The sequence below is a fragment of the Pseudomonas leptonychotis genome, assembly GCF_004920405.1.
GTDB lineage: Bacteria > Pseudomonadota > Gammaproteobacteria > Pseudomonadales > Pseudomonadaceae > Aquipseudomonas > Aquipseudomonas leptonychotis.
Genome location: NZ_RFLV01000001.1, coordinates 1701866 through 1717231 on the forward strand (window position 1 = coordinate 1701866; position 15366 = coordinate 1717231).

Below are 15366 nucleotides of genomic sequence, written 5' to 3' on the forward strand. Positions count from 1 at the left end.
GCTCAGCTCGCAGCGCTGATGCCTGCGTAACAGGGTTGTCGATTCTCTCGGCAGCCCTGTTTTTGTTTATCTGCCTGGTGGTTTATTGCGCAAATCGCTGTATATCGTGGGATATAGCGAAGGTAGAGTAGCCAGGCAAATCAGCGTCGACAGAACAGCCGTTGTCCTGCGGCATCCACCCAGGAGTTATCCATGCAAGCTCGTATCGCGGCACTGTTCGCCGCCTTGGTATTCAGCAGTCAGGTCTTGGCTGAGCAGGTGCAGGTCGCGGTGGCGGCCAACTTCACCGCGCCGCTGCAGGCGATTGCCGCCGAGTTCGAGAAAGACACTGGACACACAGTGGTCGCTTCCTTCGGCGCCACCGGCCAGTTGTATGCACAGATTCAGCATGGCGCACCGTTCGAAGTATTTCTCAGCGCCGATGCCAGCACCCCGGCCAAGCTGCACAGCGAAGGCTTGGGCGTTAAGGGCTCGCGCTTTACCTATGCGGTCGGCAACCTGGTGTTGTGGTCGGCCACACCGGGTTACCTGGATGGCAGCGATGCAGTGCTCAAGGCCAATCAATACAGACACCTGGCGCTGGCCAACCCAAAGGCTGCGCCCTATGGTCTGGCTGCCAGCGAAGTGCTGGAAAAGCTCGGCCTGAGCGAAGCGGTGCAGGGCAAGCTGGTTGAGGGGCAGAGTATCAGCCAGACGTACCAATTCATTGCCACCGGCAACGCCGAACTGGGCTTTGTTGCGCTGTCGCAGGTGTACAAGGATGGCCAGCTCAACGGCGGTTCGGCCTGGCGGGTGCCGGCCGAGCTGCACACGCCAATCAAGCAGGACGGGTTGCTTCTTAAGAAGGGCGTACATAACCCCGCGGCGGTGGCCTTTATCGAGTACCTGAAAGGCGCAAAAGCGACTGCAATAATCAGGTCTTACGGTTATCAGCGCTAAAGGATGCTGCGATGCCACTGAGCAAAGCCGATTTCGCCGCCGTACTGCTGACGCTTGAGTTGGCATCGCTGACCACTCTCGTGCTGCTGCTGATCGGAACACCGATTGCCTGGTGGCTGGCCCGTACGGATTCGCGCTGGAAGCAGCCGATTGGCGCAGTGGTCGCGTTGCCGTTAGTGCTACCGCCGACCGTGATTGGCTTCTACCTGCTGGTGAGCATGGGCCCGCAGGGTGTTATCGGTCAGCTGACCCAGAGCCTGGGCCTCGGCACCCTGACGTTTACCTTTGCCGGCTTGGTGATCGGTTCGGTGTTCTATTCCCTGCCCTTTGTCGTGCAGCCTCTGCAGAACGCCTTCGAGGCGATTGGACGGGGCCCGCTGGAGGCTGCCGCTACCTTGCGCGCGGGGCCTTGGGATGCGTTCTTTACGGTGGTGCTGCCGCTGGCTAAGCCGGGTTTTGTCACGGCGGCGATTCTCGGTTTTGCCCATACCGTAGGCGAGTTCGGCGTGGTGCTGATGATTGGCGGCAATATTCCCGGCAAAACTCAAGTGGCCTCCGTGCAGATTTATAACCACGTAGAAAGCATGGAGTACGCCCAGGCTCATTGGCTGGCGGGGGGCATGGTGCTGTTCTCCTTTATCGTGCTGCTGGCGCTCTACTCTGGACGAAGCAGCGGGCGCAGCAATACGCGGGTGTGGCAATGATCTGGCCATTTTCGCGGCGCGCTGCGGCGATTCGCACCGTCAGCGGGCCGGGCGAGATCCAGGCGCGCTTCAAGGTTGAACACACCGGCTTCAGTCTGGATGTCGAGCTGAATCTGCCGGGTCGTGGGGTCAGCGCGCTGTTTGGTGATTCCGGTTCCGGCAAGACCAGCTGCCTGCGCTGTTTTGCCGGGCTGGATAGGCCGGCGAACGGCTACCTGCAGGTCAATGGCGAGCTGTGGCAGGACAGCGCCCAGGGTATTTTTGTGCCGGCGCATCAGCGTGCCGTGGGTTATGTATTTCAGGATGCCAAGCTGTTCGCCCACCTCACGGTGCGGCGTAACTTGGAATACGGGCTTAAACGCATCCCGGCAGCACAGCGGCGGATTGCCCTGGAGCAGGCGGTGGAGCTGCTCGGCATTGAGCACTTGCTGCAGCGCTTGCCGGGCAAACTGTCCGGCGGTGAGCAGCAGCGCGTCGGCATCGCTCGCGCCCTGCTGACCAGCCCACGCTTGCTGCTACTGGATGAGCCGCTGGCCTCGCTTGATCTCAAGCGCAAACAGGAGGTGCTGCCCTATCTGGAGCGCCTGCATCAGGAGCTCCAGATCCCGATTGTGTATGTCAGCCACTCTCCTGATGAGGTGGCGCGCCTGGCCGATCATCTGGTGCTGCTCGAGGACGGTAAGGTAAGCGCCAGCGGCCCGCTCAAAGAAACCCTGCTGCGCGCCGACCTGCCGTTTGTTTTCGAGGACGATGCCGAGGCGGTGGTCGACGGCGTGGTCAGTGGCCATGATCCGGCCTACGGGCTGCTTGCCCTGCAATTGCCCGGTAGTGCTATCGGTCTGCAGCTGCCACATGCGGCGCTAGCGCTGGGTCAGTCGGTGCGGATCAAGATCAAGGCGCGCGATGTCAGCCTGAGCCTGCAGCGTGCCGAGGCCAGCAGCGTGCTCAACCTGCTCCCAGCGCGGGTGGTCGACTGGATCAACGTGGCCGAGCAGGCGCATGTGCTGGTGCGTCTGCAGGTGGGTGACGAGCAACTGCTGGCGCGCATCACTCGCTACTCTTTCGACCACCTGCAGATTCAGCATGAGCAATCACTTTGGGCGCAGGTTAAATCGGTGTCATTGCTGAGTGCCAACTGAAGCCTAATCGAGCGCTTTGGTGACGACTGTCGAGCGCTTTAGGCCAATCCACTTCAGCTCGACAAACACCAGCACCACGACCGCCTGGAACATCACGAAGATGTAACCGAGCAGGTATAGCGTGGCCCAGCCGCCGTTTGCCACCGCCCACGGCATCACCTTGGCGGAGCGGGCATTGGGAGCCTTCTTTGCGGCCGACGGCTTCAGCGCGCAGTGCCTGCAAGATTTGCTCTAAGAGGCGCATTTTTCCGACGAAATCACTCTTTAGATTGCTTCTATCCAGTATTCAGTGCAGTAATCTGTGCGCGCGACTGTATAAGCCGAATGGCTTAAGCGCTGCTCACAAAAATAATAAGGAGCCCCCCTCGTATGCGTTCTATAACGCTGTATCGACCGCTGTTGGTCGCGGTTATCGGGTTGTTTATCAGCCTTGCACCAGTAACCTTTGCTCAAGCCGTTACCCCCCAAGAACAGGTGCAGGTGCAGGCCAGCCGGGTTACCAGCAGCTTGATGTTGTTACGGGGCGAAGGTTTCCAAAAGAAACATCAAGACGCCCTGGAAACCGACCTGCAAGCGCTGGCTGCGTCGGTGCAAGGTTTGCCGCAAAGCAACGATGCTTTACGCAGCGCCCATCAGGAGTTGGTGGTGCAGATTCGCCGGGGCGTGTCTTTCGGTCCGAGTGAGGATGACATGCCTTGGCGCTATCCGGAGGAGCTCAGCAAAGCCCTGCTCGGCGTGCTGGAGGAAACCCGCAAACTCGCCGATCCGGCAGCCAGCGAAGTGGCCGCCAAACTCGAATACCTCTCGGTTCAGTACCTCAGCCGTGCCTACTTCGGTAATTTTGAAACCGCCCGTGAGCAGCCCAATACCTATCTGGGTCAGGACGAGCGCAAAATCGTACCTGCGGTTGATGCGCAGCTGGACGCACTGGACAGCAAAAGTGATCCGCAGGTCGGTAAGTTGAAAACCCGCTGGGACTACCTCAAAGCAGCGCTGCTGGACCTCAACAGCCAAAGCAGCGCCTTGCAGAGCGCCTCAGGTCGGCCGTTCGCCCCGATCACTGTGTATCGCCATACGCGGTCACTGACCACGCAATGGATGGCGATGTACTGAGGGCTGCCTTGGATCTGCTGCGCGTCGGCGATACGGCGTTAAAAATGGCCTCGCTCTAGCTCGCGAGATCCGGATCGGGTCTAGCAGCCTCAGGCGGTGGCTTTCTTCTCGCGGCTGCAGGTCGGCCCAGCGCGCTCGACGATGGCCTGCTCAACCTCTTTACGCAGGCCCAGCAGGAAGGCGGCTTCGGCGGCGACGAACAGTGGGCCGATCACCAAGCCCATCACGTCATCGACAAACGCCGGCTTGCGCCCCTCGTAGTGATGCCCCACGAACTGAATAACCCAGCCAAGCACAAACAGCCCCAACCCCATGCTCAGCCAAACCAGGGTGGTTTGTTGCGCCAACGCCGCGCCGGCCCAGAGACTCAGGCCCAGCAGCGCAGCCATGAGCAAGCCGAAGCGCACATCCAGGCGTAGGTAAAAGACAGCTGCCGCCAGTGCTGTCAGCGCGGCTGGGGACAGCCACAGGCCAAGCACCTCGAAGCCGGGACGGGAAAGTAATACCGCTACCGCCAGAACGATCAGTGGAATACCGATAAAGTGGCTGAGAATATTGCGCTGATCGCGGTGATACGCCGCGTATTGAGCCAGATGGTCGACCAAGGTTTTCATTATTGTGTTCCTCACGCAGGACAGGTGCCCAGCATGAACCCGAGACCACGCGCCGCTCTGTCAGCTAGCCGACAAACCGGGAGCCGCCAATGAGTGCTGTCGAGACCTATCACGCACGACTGCGCCAAGGACATTGGTTCAATACCCTGCCCGCCGCGTTGCAGCAGGCCCTGTTGGCGTGCGCCCAGGTGCAGCAACTGGCGGCCGGGCAGGTACTGTTTCGCCGTGGCGACCCGCCTTGTGGTTTGTATGCGGTGGTTGAGGGCGGCATGCGCATCGGTGCAGTCAATGCCGCCGGAAAAGAAGCACTGCTGACTCTGGTCGAACCGCCCTATTGGTTTGGCGAAATCTCCCTGTTCGATGGTCAGCCGCGCACCCACGATGCCTTCGCCGAAGGCACCACCACCCTGCTGTGGGTGCCGCAAGTGCGCCTGCTGGCGCTGCTTGAACAACAGCCACAGTACTGGCGTGATTTCGCCCTGCTGATGAGTCAGAAATTGCGTTTGGCGTTTATTGCTCTGGAAGAGATGAGCCTGCGCCCAGCGGCTCCGCGCCTAGCCCGGCGGCTATTGTTGATTGCCGAAAATTACGGTGAAGGTGAGCCGCGTCGGGTCATCCATTTACCCCAGGAACAGTTAGCGCTGATGTTGGCGATTTCCCGGCAGACCACCAACCAGATCCTCAAAGAGTTGGAAGGCCAGGGCATTCTGCGCCTGACCTATGGCGAGATTGAGATTCTTGATCTGCCAGGGCTGCGTCAGGCGGCGCAGTGAGCTGAGCAGGCCTGGGAGGCTGCAAATACTGAACCTGTGGCGCAAAATGGCGCTCTATTGCCGTTCTGCATGCCACCTGAGCCAATGCCCTGATGCCGACTCCCACTGCTACTGTGCACGATGACCTCCCCCTGGTGCTCGCCGGTCCGCTGCTACGGCGCATGCAGCCACAGTGCTTGGTGCTCTGGTTGGTCGGCAGTCGGCCGCTGACCCTAAGCCTGCAGCTGGCTCATGGTGAGGCTGAAGAGCCGCAGCGTTATCCGCTGCAAGGTGACAGCTGTCAGGTGATCCAGGTCGGTGAGCAGGCCTTTATCCACCTGATCGAACTTGCGCTTGATACGCCGTTGCCCTGCGATGTGCAGATCGACTATGACCTGTTGATCGATCAACCCGGCCAGGCGCCGCAAGGCATTGCCGAATGGGCGCCGCACTTGTTGTATGACGGTGTGGCGCAGCCTAATTTTGTGCTGCGCGAGCACCTGGATCAGCTTCTTCACGGTTCCTGCCGCAAGCCGCATCATCCCTCGGCCGATGGCCTACTCTGCGCCGACCGCCTGTTGGCCGAACCGCACGCCCCTGAACAGCGCCCGGCGTTGCTGCTGATGAGCGGCGACCAGATCTACGCCGATGATGTCAGCGGGCCGATGTTGCGCGCGATCCATCAGGTTATCGCCCGCCTCGGCCTGTTCGGTGAGCACCTGGAGGGTGCAGTGGTCGATGACAGCACCGCGCTGTACCAGCATCCGGCCAGCTACTACCAGCGCGCGGAATTGCTGCCAGAGCTGAAAAGCAACGAAACCCTGCGTGAGCGTTTCTTTGGCGGGGTGGAGAAGCCGATTTTCACCACCAGCAGCGCCGACAACCATCTGGTGACCTGCGCCGAAGTCTTGGCCATGTACCTGCTGGTTTGGTCACCCGTGCCCTGGACCCTGCTGGATGCCGAGATGCCGGCGTTGAGTCGCGATGAAGTGCCGCGTTACCAGGCTGAGCGTAAGCATATTGAAGTGTTTCGCGGCGGTCTGGCGCAGGTTGCCCGTGCCCTCGCCCACTTGCCCACGCTGATGATCTTCGATGACCACGACGTCACCGATGACTGGAACCTCTCCGCGCAATGGGAGCTGACGGCCTACGGTCACCCGTTTTCCAGGCGCATTTTGGGCAATGCCCTGATTGCCTACCTGCTGTGTCAGGGTTGGGGTAACAACCCTGAGGTGTTCGCCAAGCCGTTGCAGGCCGTTCAGGCCATGACCGCAGACCGCGATGCGGACAACCACATGAACCCGCAACAGCAGGATGCGCTGATCGATAGCTTATTGGCCTTTCACCAGTGGCATTTCGTCCTGCCGACCAGCCCGACACTGGTGGTGCTGGACACCCGCACCCGGCGCTGGCGTAGCGCGCGTAACCGCAAGCGGCCGTCCGGTTTGATGGATTGGGAAGCACTGTGTGAATTTCAGCAGGCGCTGCTGGATCAGCCGTCGGCGATCATCGTCTCGGCCGCGCCGATGTTCGGCGTCAAGCTGATCGAGGCCGTGCAAAAAGTCTTCAGCTGGGCCGGCCATCCGCTGATGGTCGATGCCGAAAACTGGATGGCTCACCGCGGTGCAGCGCGGGTGATGATGAATATCTTCCGTCATTCACGCACGCCGGGTAACTATGTGATTCTTTCCGGCGATGTGCACTATTCCTTCGTTTACGAGGTGCTGATTCGGCAGCGCAAGCGTGGGCCGCAACTCTGGCAGATCACCAGCAGCGGTCTGAAGAATGAGTTTCCACCGCGCCTGCTCGACTGGTTCGACCGCCTCAACCGTTGGCTGTACGCGCCCTGGTCACCGCTTAACTGGCTGACCAAACGCCGGCGTATGCAGGTCACGCCGCGCATTCCTTCGCGCAGTAAGGCCGGTGAAAGGTTGTGGAATGGCGCAGGGCTGGGCCAGGTGTTCTTTAACGAGCAGGGCCAGCCGAGCGCGATCTACCAGCACAACGCCGATGGTTCGCCGGCGGTGGCCTTTGTTGATGATCGGGATAAGGCGTCGGTCCCGCAAGCCGCACTCAGCCCAGCAGGAAGAGGCTAAAGGCTCGCGGGCATGGCCCGCTCCTACGATAGGCGTAACCCTGTAGGAGCGGGCCATGCCCGCGATCTGTTATGGCGAGTGGCTTAACGCAGTTTTTCCAGCATTTGGTAGTACCACATGCCGGCGGCCAGCATCGGGTTGCCGAATACATCACCGAGCGGCACCTTGATGTGTGTGCAGGCGGCGAAGGTGTCGTAATGGCCCATGGTGCCAGTCAGGGCGTTGGCCATGATCTCGCCCATGATATGGGTGGTGGCGATGCCGTGGCCGGAGTAGCCCTGGCAGTACCAGACGTTATCCGAGAGCTTGCCCAGTTGCGGGATGCGGTTGATCACAATGCCCATGGCGCAGCTCCACTGGAAGTCGATATCGACGCCCTTGAGCTGCGGGAAGGTGCTCTCGATACCAGGGCGTAACTCAGCCGCGATGTCGCGAGAATCACGCCCGGAGTAGTTGCAGCCACCGCCGAACAGCAGGCGGCCATCGGCAGTCGTGCGGTAGTAGTCGAGGACGAAGCGGCAGTCGTACACGGCCAGGTCCTGCGGGTTGATCTGTTTGGCCAGCTCACCCAGCGGCGCGGTGGTGACGATGCCGCCCATGGCCGGGAAGATCATGCCTTTGAGTTTCTTCGGCTCGAGCTTGTGGTACACGTCGCCGGCCAGCAGCACCTGCTTGGCGTTGATCCGCCCTTGAGCGGTGATTACCGCCGGCTTGGCACCGTGAACAATCTCCAGTACCTCGGAGTGCTCGAAAATTAACGCGCCCAAGCTGGCGGCGGCCTTGGCTTCACCGATACACAGATTCAGCGGGTGCAGGTGCATATTGCGGGTGTTCTTCAGCGCGCCGTTGTACAGGTCGCTGGCCAGGTGGCTGCGCACGCCGTCGCGGTCGAGCAGGGTCACGTCAGCCGCCATGCCGCGGCGCACGGCTTCGGCGTGGGTGGCTTCCAGTTCGTGCATGTGCACGGGCTTCATCGCCGCATGCAGGTGGCCGTGCTTGAGGTCGCACTGAATGCCGTACTTCTCCACACGCTGTTTGATGATGGTGTGACCGCGCCAACGCAAGTGCCAGATAAAGTCCTCGACCTCTTCGCCGAGGGTGTTGCGCATCTGCTTGGTCATGGCTGCATCGCCTGACAGGCTGCCGGTAACCTGGCCACCGTTGCGCCCGGTCGCGCCCCAACCGATTTTATTGGCTTCGATAATCGCCACTTTTAGACCGCGCTCGGCCAGCTCCACGGCGGTGGCGACGCCGGTAAAGCCGCCGCCGATGATCACTACATCGACGCTGACTTCGCCTTGCAGGGTCGGGTAATCGGTTTCCTCATTGAGGCTGGCGCTGTAATAGGACGGGCAACGTTCGGCAGCGGGTATTACGGGCTGGGTGGCGGCATTCATAAGCAGCTTCCTGGGACGACGTGCGGGTGCTGTGCGCGGCGGGCCATGGTGCGCTAGCACAGCATGGGCCGCCAGCAACGCTGGCAGCTAGACAGTTAGCGAGAGGCGCAGGTGTCCGGCGGGCGGGCATGACGGCAATGCCACAGGGCCCAGAAGGCCAGGGTTTGTGGCAGCGTTGCGTTGCTGTAAGGGGCCGCGCAAAAGCGCTGTTTAGTCAGCAGGGCAAAGCATGCAGAAGCGGTGGTAAGCACGATGGATAAACACATGGCCAGCAGGTTCACACAGGCCAACACAGGGGTTAAATCTGATTATTCACATGCTTAGTTGCTGATTGGCTAAACATTTATCCGCTTGTTTAGCCGTTGTTGGCGTTGCGTAGAGTGGCCAATACGCGCTCGGCATTTTCGGTGCAGAGCATGCCTGCGGGCTTATTTTCGATGGTGGCGATGATCGTCAGTAACTGCGCCTTGTTTTGCACCAGGCGTTGCTGCATCAGCTCAATCTCGCTGACCTTGCGCTGCAGGCTGGTGAGTAATTCGGCATGGTCCAAACCCGTTGTGTCAGCTTGCGGCAGCAAGCGGCGGATTTCTTCCAGGCTAAACCCGGCCTGCTGCGCGCAACTGATGATGCTGAGGGTTTGCAGCGCCTGTTCCGGATATCTGCGGTAGCCGTTGGCCTGGCGCTGGGCGCTGAGCAGGCCGCGGGCTTCATAAAAGCGGATGCGTGACGGCGGCAAGCCACTGCGCTCGGCCAATTGACCAATCTTCATTATCTGCACTCCGGGCTATTGACCTTAAAGTTGACTTTAACCTTAGGCTTGCTTGATCTGCCACCCCGGAGTCTTCCATGAGCGCATTTGAAGCCCTGCACCTGCCCAACGGCAGTGTCATCCCCAATCGTATTGCCAAGGCGGCAATGGAAGAGAATCTTGCCGACACCAGTCAGGGCCCCTCCGCCGAATTGCTGCGCTTGTACAAGGCCTGGGCTGAAGGCGGCAGCGGCTTGCTGTTGACCGGCAATGTGATGGTCGACCGCCGCGCCATGACTGGGCCAGGCGGCGTGGTGCTGGAAGATGAGCGGCAGCTGGAAAAATTCCGTGAGTGGGCGCGCATCAGCCGGGCCCATGGCGCGCAGATCTGGATGCAGCTCAATCATCCGGGGCGGCAGATGCAGGCCAATCTTGGCCAGCAAACCGTCGCGCCTTCGGCGGTGGCGCTGGAGCTGGGCGGTTTGTCGAAGATGTTTCCCGTACCCAAGGCGCTCGATGAGGCCGAAATCGAAGCACTGATTCAGCGCTTTGCGCGCAGTGCGCAACTGGCCGAACGGTCTGGCTTTAACGGCGTGCAGATTCACGCTGCGCACGGTTATCTGCTTAGCCAGTTTCTCTCGCCGTTGAGCAATAAGCGCACCGATCGCTGGGGTGGCCCGCTGGAAAACCGCGCCCGGTTATTGCTGGAGGTGATCAAGGCGGTGCGTGCAGTGGTGGCGCCGGGTTTCAGCGTGGCGGTCAAACTCAACTCGGCGGACTTTCAGCGCGGCGGCTTTGCCGAGGCCGATGCCAAGCAGGTGGTGGTGCTGCTCAACGAGTTGGCGGTGGATATGGTCGAGCTGTCCGGCGGCAGCTACGAAGCGCCGGCCATGCAGGGCGATGCCCGCGATGGGCGGACCCTGGCGCGTGAGGCGTACTTTCTGGAGTTTGCCGGTGAGATCGCGGCTGTGGCGAAGATGCCGGTGATGGTTACGGGCGGCATTCGTCGCTTGCCGGTGGTCGAGCAGGTGTTGGCCAGTGGGGTGGCCATGGCCGGTATTGGCACAGCGCTGGCTATCGAGCCGGCACTGCCCAAGCAATGGCAGGCGGGCCAACACGAGGCACGTGCCGAGCTGCCGCCGATTCGCTGGAAGAACAAGGCGCTGGCCTCGCTGGCCTATATGGCCACGGTGAAATTCCAGCTGCGCCAGCTCAGCCGCGGCAAGCGCACGGATGCGCAGGTGTCGCCGTTGCGCGCCTTGCTGCAGGAACAACTCAAGACGGTACGGCGTACCCGGGTTTACAAGCGCTTGATGGCGGGCGGCAGCTAACCGCCCAGATGCCCGGTTTTTACCCAGATCAGGCAACCCTGTTCACTGAGCGGGGTGTGCTCTGACAGGTGCGGGCTGCGCAGCCAACTGCCCGCCGGGTAATCACCGAACTCGTCCTGAAAGACCCCTTCCAGCACCAGAATCTCTTCGCCGCCCCAATGCCGATGGCGATTGAAGCATGTGCCCGGTGCCCAGCGCACCAGCGCTACATGTTCGGTGCCGTGCTGATGCAGCGGTAATACGCGCAAGCCCGGCACCATGCCCGGCAGCCATTCGGCCTGGTTGCTGTCGATCACCACGTGCTGATCATCCGCCGGATCAAACTGCATCAGCTTGACGAAAATCGTGCAGCCCTCGCGGCTGAACGGCGCGTGCGAGCTGCCGATGGGGTTACGCACATAGGTGCCGGCGGGGTAGTCGCCCTGTTCATCGCTGAACACTCCCTCCAGTACCAGATACTCCTCACCGCCCGGATGCTGATGGGCGCTGAAGTGCGAGTCGGCGGCGTAACGCACGATTGAAGTCGCCCGCGCCACTTCCTCGCCAATCCGGTCGAGCATGCGCCGCTCCACCCCCGGCATAGGAGAAGCTACCCACGGGCTGTCGTCTGGACGCACCAGCGCGCGTTGGCTGAAGTCGGCGTTGAGTTGCATGGTCGAGATTACCTCTGGCTGGCGTTCAGGTGGCGTGGCGCACTGTGTACGCTACGCACGGCCAGCTCGCTCACGCTTTAGCGGTTTTCAGCAGCTGCATCAGCGCTTCAGCGGTGGCGTCTGATGAGCCAGGATTTTGCCCGGTGATCAGCAAGCCGTCGACCTTCACATGGCTCTGCCAGTCGTTAACGCTGGAATAGTGACCGCCGTTGGCGATGAGCATGTCTTGCACCAAAAACGGCACCACCTCAGTTAGCTGCACCGCCGCTTCTTCGCTGTTGCTGAAGCCCGTGACTTTTTTACCGCGAACCAGCGGCTGGCCGTTGGCTGCTTTGACATGCCGCAGCACGCCCGGCGCGTGGCAAACCGCCGCCACTGGTTTGTTTTGGGCCTGAAAGTGCTCGATCAAGGCGATCGAGTGGAGGTCTTCAGCCAAGTCCCACAGTGGGCCATGGCCGCCTGGGTAGAACACCGCGTCGTAATCATCTGCCTTCACTTGGTTCAACGGCACAGTGTTGGCCAGTGCCTGTTGCGCGGCCGGGTCGGATTTGAAGCGTTCAGTGGCCGGGGTTTGTGCATCGGCCTCGTCGCTCTTGGGGTCGAGTGGTGGCTGGCCACCCTTGGGCGAGGCCAGGGTCAACTGCGCGCCGGCGTCTTTGAATACGTAATAGGGTGAGGCGAATTCTTCCAACCAGAAACCGGTTTTATGCCCGGTATCGCCCAGTTGGTCGTGGGAAGTCAGTACCAGCAGAATCTTCATAAAGGTGCTCCTTGGCGGCTGACGGCTGCAGTGGTCAACCTGAATGGGGTACAGGGTATGAACCGCAGAGGGTATGGAAATTCAATTTTTCTGCCGGGCGAAGCTATGCGTGCGTCGCGCCGACGTGCGGCGGCTCAAGGTTCTGGCTTGTAACCCAGGCGCAAACCGCCCCAGTGGCGACCCTGGACCCTGATCGGCACCGACAGGTCGTGCATCAGCTCACCGGTGTCGCGCATATAGGTTTGCAGCAGCAGCGGCTGCTGGTGGCTGCCGCAGCGAATGCCAGTGCGGTCGTTGAACAGACGCTTGCTACGGCTTTTCAGGGCGTCCACCGCGCGGTCGCCGGTTTGCGCATGATTGAAGGCATTGTTGTGGGTCGGCACATAACCCTCGGCGGTGCTGGCAATGGCAAATACCAGGCCTTCGTGTTGCGCCAGTAAAGGCTCTTGAATGGCCGGCAGTACTTGATCGGCATAGCTGTCGAAGCGGGTTTTGTACTTGGCAGGGAAGCTGTTCGGCAGCGGTTGGTAGTGGCGGTCGAACAGGTCGCCGAGGCTGATTCGGTTGGCTTGGATATCCGCCTCAAACTGCTGGCCGATCTGTACGGCAGCGTTGCGGGCCAGGTCGTAAATGCGTTGGTGGTAGTCATCCAGACCGACGCTGGCGAGCTGCTCGCTGACCGTTTCGGCTTGGCCGACCAACTGCTCAGCGGCGCTGCTGAGTTGGCGGGTCTGCCCTTCGCTGTCACTCACATCAGTGCGCAATTGGCTGACCGCCACTGACAGCTCGGCCAGGCGTTCGTGATTGTGCCGGGTGCCGGTGTCGATCTGGCTCACCTGGCACTCCACGTCCACTGCCAGGTCGGCAATTCCCTGCAGTTGTTCGCCGGTGTGTTCGACCTGGGTTGCCGCCAGTGTCAGCTGCTCGGCCTGTTGCTGCATATGGCTGACCACCGCTGCGCTCTGCTGGCGGATATCGCTGACAATCTGGGTGACTTCCTCGGTAGCGCTGCTGGTGCGCCCCGCCAGGTTGCGCACTTCATCGGCCACCACGGCAAAGCCACGGCCGAGCTCACCGGCGCGGGCGGCTTCGATGGCCGCATTGAGCGCCAGCAGGTTGGTCTGGCTGGCGATTGACTGGATCACTTGGGTGACTTTCTCGATCTGTTCCGTACGGCTGCTAAGGCCGTCGATCAGTTCGCGGCTGGTGGCCGTTTGTGTGCTCAGCTGTTGCATGGCCGCGATGGCGGCGCGCAGTTCCTGTTGCCCGCTGGCGCTGTTTTGCCGTACGCGCTGTGCTGCCAGTAGCGTTTGCTCGGCACGCTGGGCGTTGTCCTGTTCGGTGTGGGTGATGGCTTCGGCAGCGAGGTTGACCTGCTCGGTGGCACTCAGCTGCGATTGCAGTTTGCCGGCCAGTTGCTGCGCGGCATGGGCCACTTGGGCGGCAGATAAGGCGTTGTGGCAGGTATGCCGCGACAAGCTCTGGCTGAGGGAGGTGAACGACTCAGCGTGGCTGTCGGTTGGCGCAGGCAGCTCTTCATGCTGACGCTGCCAAGGCCCTAACCAGGGCCACAGAGCCAACAGCAGGAACGAGGGAATGCTGATAAACCAGGGTATTTGGATCTGCTGGTAAGCCACCATCAACCCGGCCAACCCGATGGCATGCAGCAGGCAGGCCTTGGGGTAGGTAATAAACGCAGAACGCATGACAAACCTCATTATTTTTATTCTGGCAGTGCCAACACCAGAAACTGCCTGCAGCGCGCCTACTGGTATAGGGCGGGCCATGCCTGCTGGAGAGTACGTGCTTGCAGCCGGATGTGCCTGCGTAGGCAATCGGCCGCTGTCAGCGAATCTATAGACCATAGCGGGTGTCGCTCCCTGCGGCCAACCTTTAACGGGAGGTTGATTCGAGCACTCTTGGCTGTCCGCAGCCATGGCACTTTGGTCGCAGGGGGCTAAGCCATTGGCATCTGTTTGTGCTCACACAAGCGATGCCATGCAGGCCGAGATTGGTGTTAAAGGCGATGGCGCTGGATAAAGCCTTTGTCCAGAAAATCTTTCCAGCGGCCGTAGAGCTGGCCGTCGGCGCTGTAACCGTGCCAGTCGAGTAGCGCGCCGCCATCGCCGGTGGCCAATAACGCCAGGCTCTGGCGTTGCGGGCGGTAGCGTTGCAACGGCAGCCCACGCAGGGCTGCATTCAGGTTGGCGGCCAGCACCGGGCCCTGACGTACTGCGTAGACCCCGCTTTTGCGTGCGCCCGGCAGGTTGGCGCAATCACCCACGGCGAAAATGGTCGGGTGGGTGTAGCTCTGCAATGTGGGCGCAATCAATACAAAACCGCGCTCATCGCAGCCCAGGCCACTGTGCGCTGGCCAGGCAAAGGCTTTGGCACCGCTGGCCAGCAACAGGCGCTGACCGCGCCAAACCGGTTCATTGCCGCTAAGTAAACGATCGTTATCGACCCGACTGATCGGGCAATCCTCGCGCACGTCCACCGCGTGCTGGCGTAGTTGCCCCAACGCCCGCAAGCGTATCCCTGGTGATAAGCCATCGAGCAAATGCCCGGCGCAGAACAGCGCCAGTTGCGGCACCTTGCCGGCCAGGGCCAAGGCCAATTCGACCCCGGCCGCCCCGCCACCGAGAATCGCCATGGGTTGCGGCGCGCGTTGCCACTGTTGCCAGCCGGCGAGCAGTTCGTCGAACGGTTTTACCGCCAACAGGTGCATGGCGTCGCCGTGTTGCGGCGGTGCACTGACCTGGGCCCCGACATTCAGCGACAACCAACTCGCATCCAGGGTGCGTCCATCGGCCAGTTGCACCTGTTGTTGGGCGGCAGACAAGCCTTCTACCGGGCTGATGATCAGCTCGACCTTGGCCGCGCGACACAAGCTTTGCAGCTCGATCTGGCAATCCTCTGGCGCATGCCGCCCGGCCAGCAAGCCCGGCAACATGCCCGAATACCAGGCCACCGGCCCGGCACTGAGCAAGGCAATGCGCCCCGGCGGCCGCTCGACCAAAGCCCAACGCCGCAACACGCCGAGGTGAGCATGGCCAGCACCGATCAATAGCAGGTCATAGTGATGAGTCACGCCAAGCTTCCATGGGTTGCGTGTCAAAC

General features: G+C 61.3%; 14 protein-coding genes. 7 read left to right on the forward strand and 7 right to left on the reverse strand.

Features of this window, described 5'->3' with window-relative positions; genetic code table 11:
- The first annotated feature begins 192 nt into the window (after positions 1-192).
- From modA to D8779_RS07725, 4 genes are all read left to right on the forward strand, one after another.
- Positions 193-939, forward strand: a complete 747-nt coding sequence (modA, locus tag D8779_RS07710) for a molybdate ABC transporter substrate-binding protein (RefSeq protein ID WP_136663830.1) — start codon at positions 193-195, stop codon at positions 937-939.
- Positions 940-950: 11 nt separating this feature from the next.
- Positions 951-1643, forward strand: coding sequence for a molybdate ABC transporter permease subunit (modB, locus tag D8779_RS07715; protein WP_136663831.1), 693 nt, complete (start codon positions 951-953; stop codon positions 1641-1643).
- Positions 1640-2782, forward strand: coding sequence for a molybdenum ABC transporter ATP-binding protein (gene modC, locus D8779_RS07720; protein WP_136663832.1), 1143 nt, complete (start codon positions 1640-1642; stop codon positions 2780-2782). The genes modB and modC overlap by 4 nt, the downstream gene beginning before the upstream one ends.
- Positions 2783-3151: 369 nt before the next feature.
- Complete coding sequence (locus D8779_RS07725; RefSeq protein ID WP_136663833.1) at positions 3152-3895, forward strand: hypothetical protein; 744 nt, start codon at positions 3152-3154, stop codon at positions 3893-3895.
- Between the two features lie 89 nt (positions 3896-3984).
- On the opposite strand, the gene D8779_RS07730 is transcribed toward D8779_RS07725, so the two are convergent.
- Positions 3985-4509, reverse strand: a complete 525-nt coding sequence (locus tag D8779_RS07730) for an Mpo1 family 2-hydroxy fatty acid dioxygenase (RefSeq protein ID WP_136663834.1) — start codon at positions 4507-4509, stop codon at positions 3985-3987.
- A gap of 89 nt (positions 4510-4598) precedes the next feature.
- On the opposite strand from D8779_RS07730, the gene D8779_RS07735 reads away from it, so the two are divergent.
- Together D8779_RS07735 and D8779_RS07740 are read left to right on the forward strand one after the other, a co-directional pair.
- Positions 4599-5282: a Crp/Fnr family transcriptional regulator gene (locus D8779_RS07735; RefSeq protein WP_136663835.1), complete on the forward strand. Its 684-nt coding sequence runs from the start codon at positions 4599-4601 to the stop codon at positions 5280-5282.
- 92 nt (positions 5283-5374) lie between these two features.
- Positions 5375-7357, forward strand: coding sequence for a metallophosphoesterase family protein (locus tag D8779_RS07740; RefSeq protein ID WP_136663836.1), 1983 nt, complete (start codon positions 5375-5377; stop codon positions 7355-7357).
- 83 nt (positions 7358-7440) lie between these two features.
- Here the strand turns inward: D8779_RS07740 and D8779_RS07745 are convergent, their stop codons facing one another.
- Entirely contained in the window at positions 7441-8754 is a 1314-nt protein-coding gene (locus D8779_RS07745; protein WP_136663837.1) for an NAD(P)/FAD-dependent oxidoreductase, read from the reverse strand.
- A gap of 355 nt (positions 8755-9109) precedes the next feature.
- Positions 9110-9523, reverse strand: coding sequence for a MerR family transcriptional regulator (locus tag D8779_RS07755; protein ID WP_136663839.1), 414 nt, complete (start codon positions 9521-9523; stop codon positions 9110-9112).
- A gap of 77 nt (positions 9524-9600) precedes the next feature.
- Here D8779_RS07755 and D8779_RS07760 point away from each other — a divergent pair, with 77 nt between their 5' ends.
- Positions 9601-10833, forward strand: coding sequence for an NADH:flavin oxidoreductase/NADH oxidase family protein (locus D8779_RS07760; protein ID WP_136663840.1), 1233 nt, complete (start codon positions 9601-9603; stop codon positions 10831-10833).
- On the opposite strand, the gene D8779_RS07765 is transcribed toward D8779_RS07760, so the two are convergent.
- From D8779_RS07765 to D8779_RS07780, 4 genes are all read right to left on the reverse strand, one after another.
- Positions 10830-11486 carry a cupin domain-containing protein gene (locus D8779_RS07765; protein ID WP_136663841.1) on the reverse strand — a complete coding sequence of 219 codons (657 nt, stop codon included), beginning with the start codon at positions 11484-11486 and terminating at the stop codon, positions 10830-10832. The genes D8779_RS07760 and D8779_RS07765 overlap by 4 nt on opposite strands.
- Before the next feature lie 70 nt (positions 11487-11556).
- Positions 11557-12246, reverse strand: coding sequence for a type 1 glutamine amidotransferase domain-containing protein (locus D8779_RS07770; RefSeq protein WP_136663842.1), 690 nt, complete (start codon positions 12244-12246; stop codon positions 11557-11559).
- A gap of 134 nt (positions 12247-12380) precedes the next feature.
- A complete protein-coding gene (locus D8779_RS07775; RefSeq protein ID WP_420875582.1) occupies positions 12381-14183 on the reverse strand; it encodes a methyl-accepting chemotaxis protein in 1803 nt (600 codons plus the stop codon).
- Between the two features lie 80 nt (positions 14184-14263).
- Positions 14264-15337, reverse strand: coding sequence for an FAD-dependent oxidoreductase (locus D8779_RS07780; protein WP_136663843.1), 1074 nt, complete (start codon positions 15335-15337; stop codon positions 14264-14266).
- Positions 15338-15366: the final 29 nt, after the last annotated feature.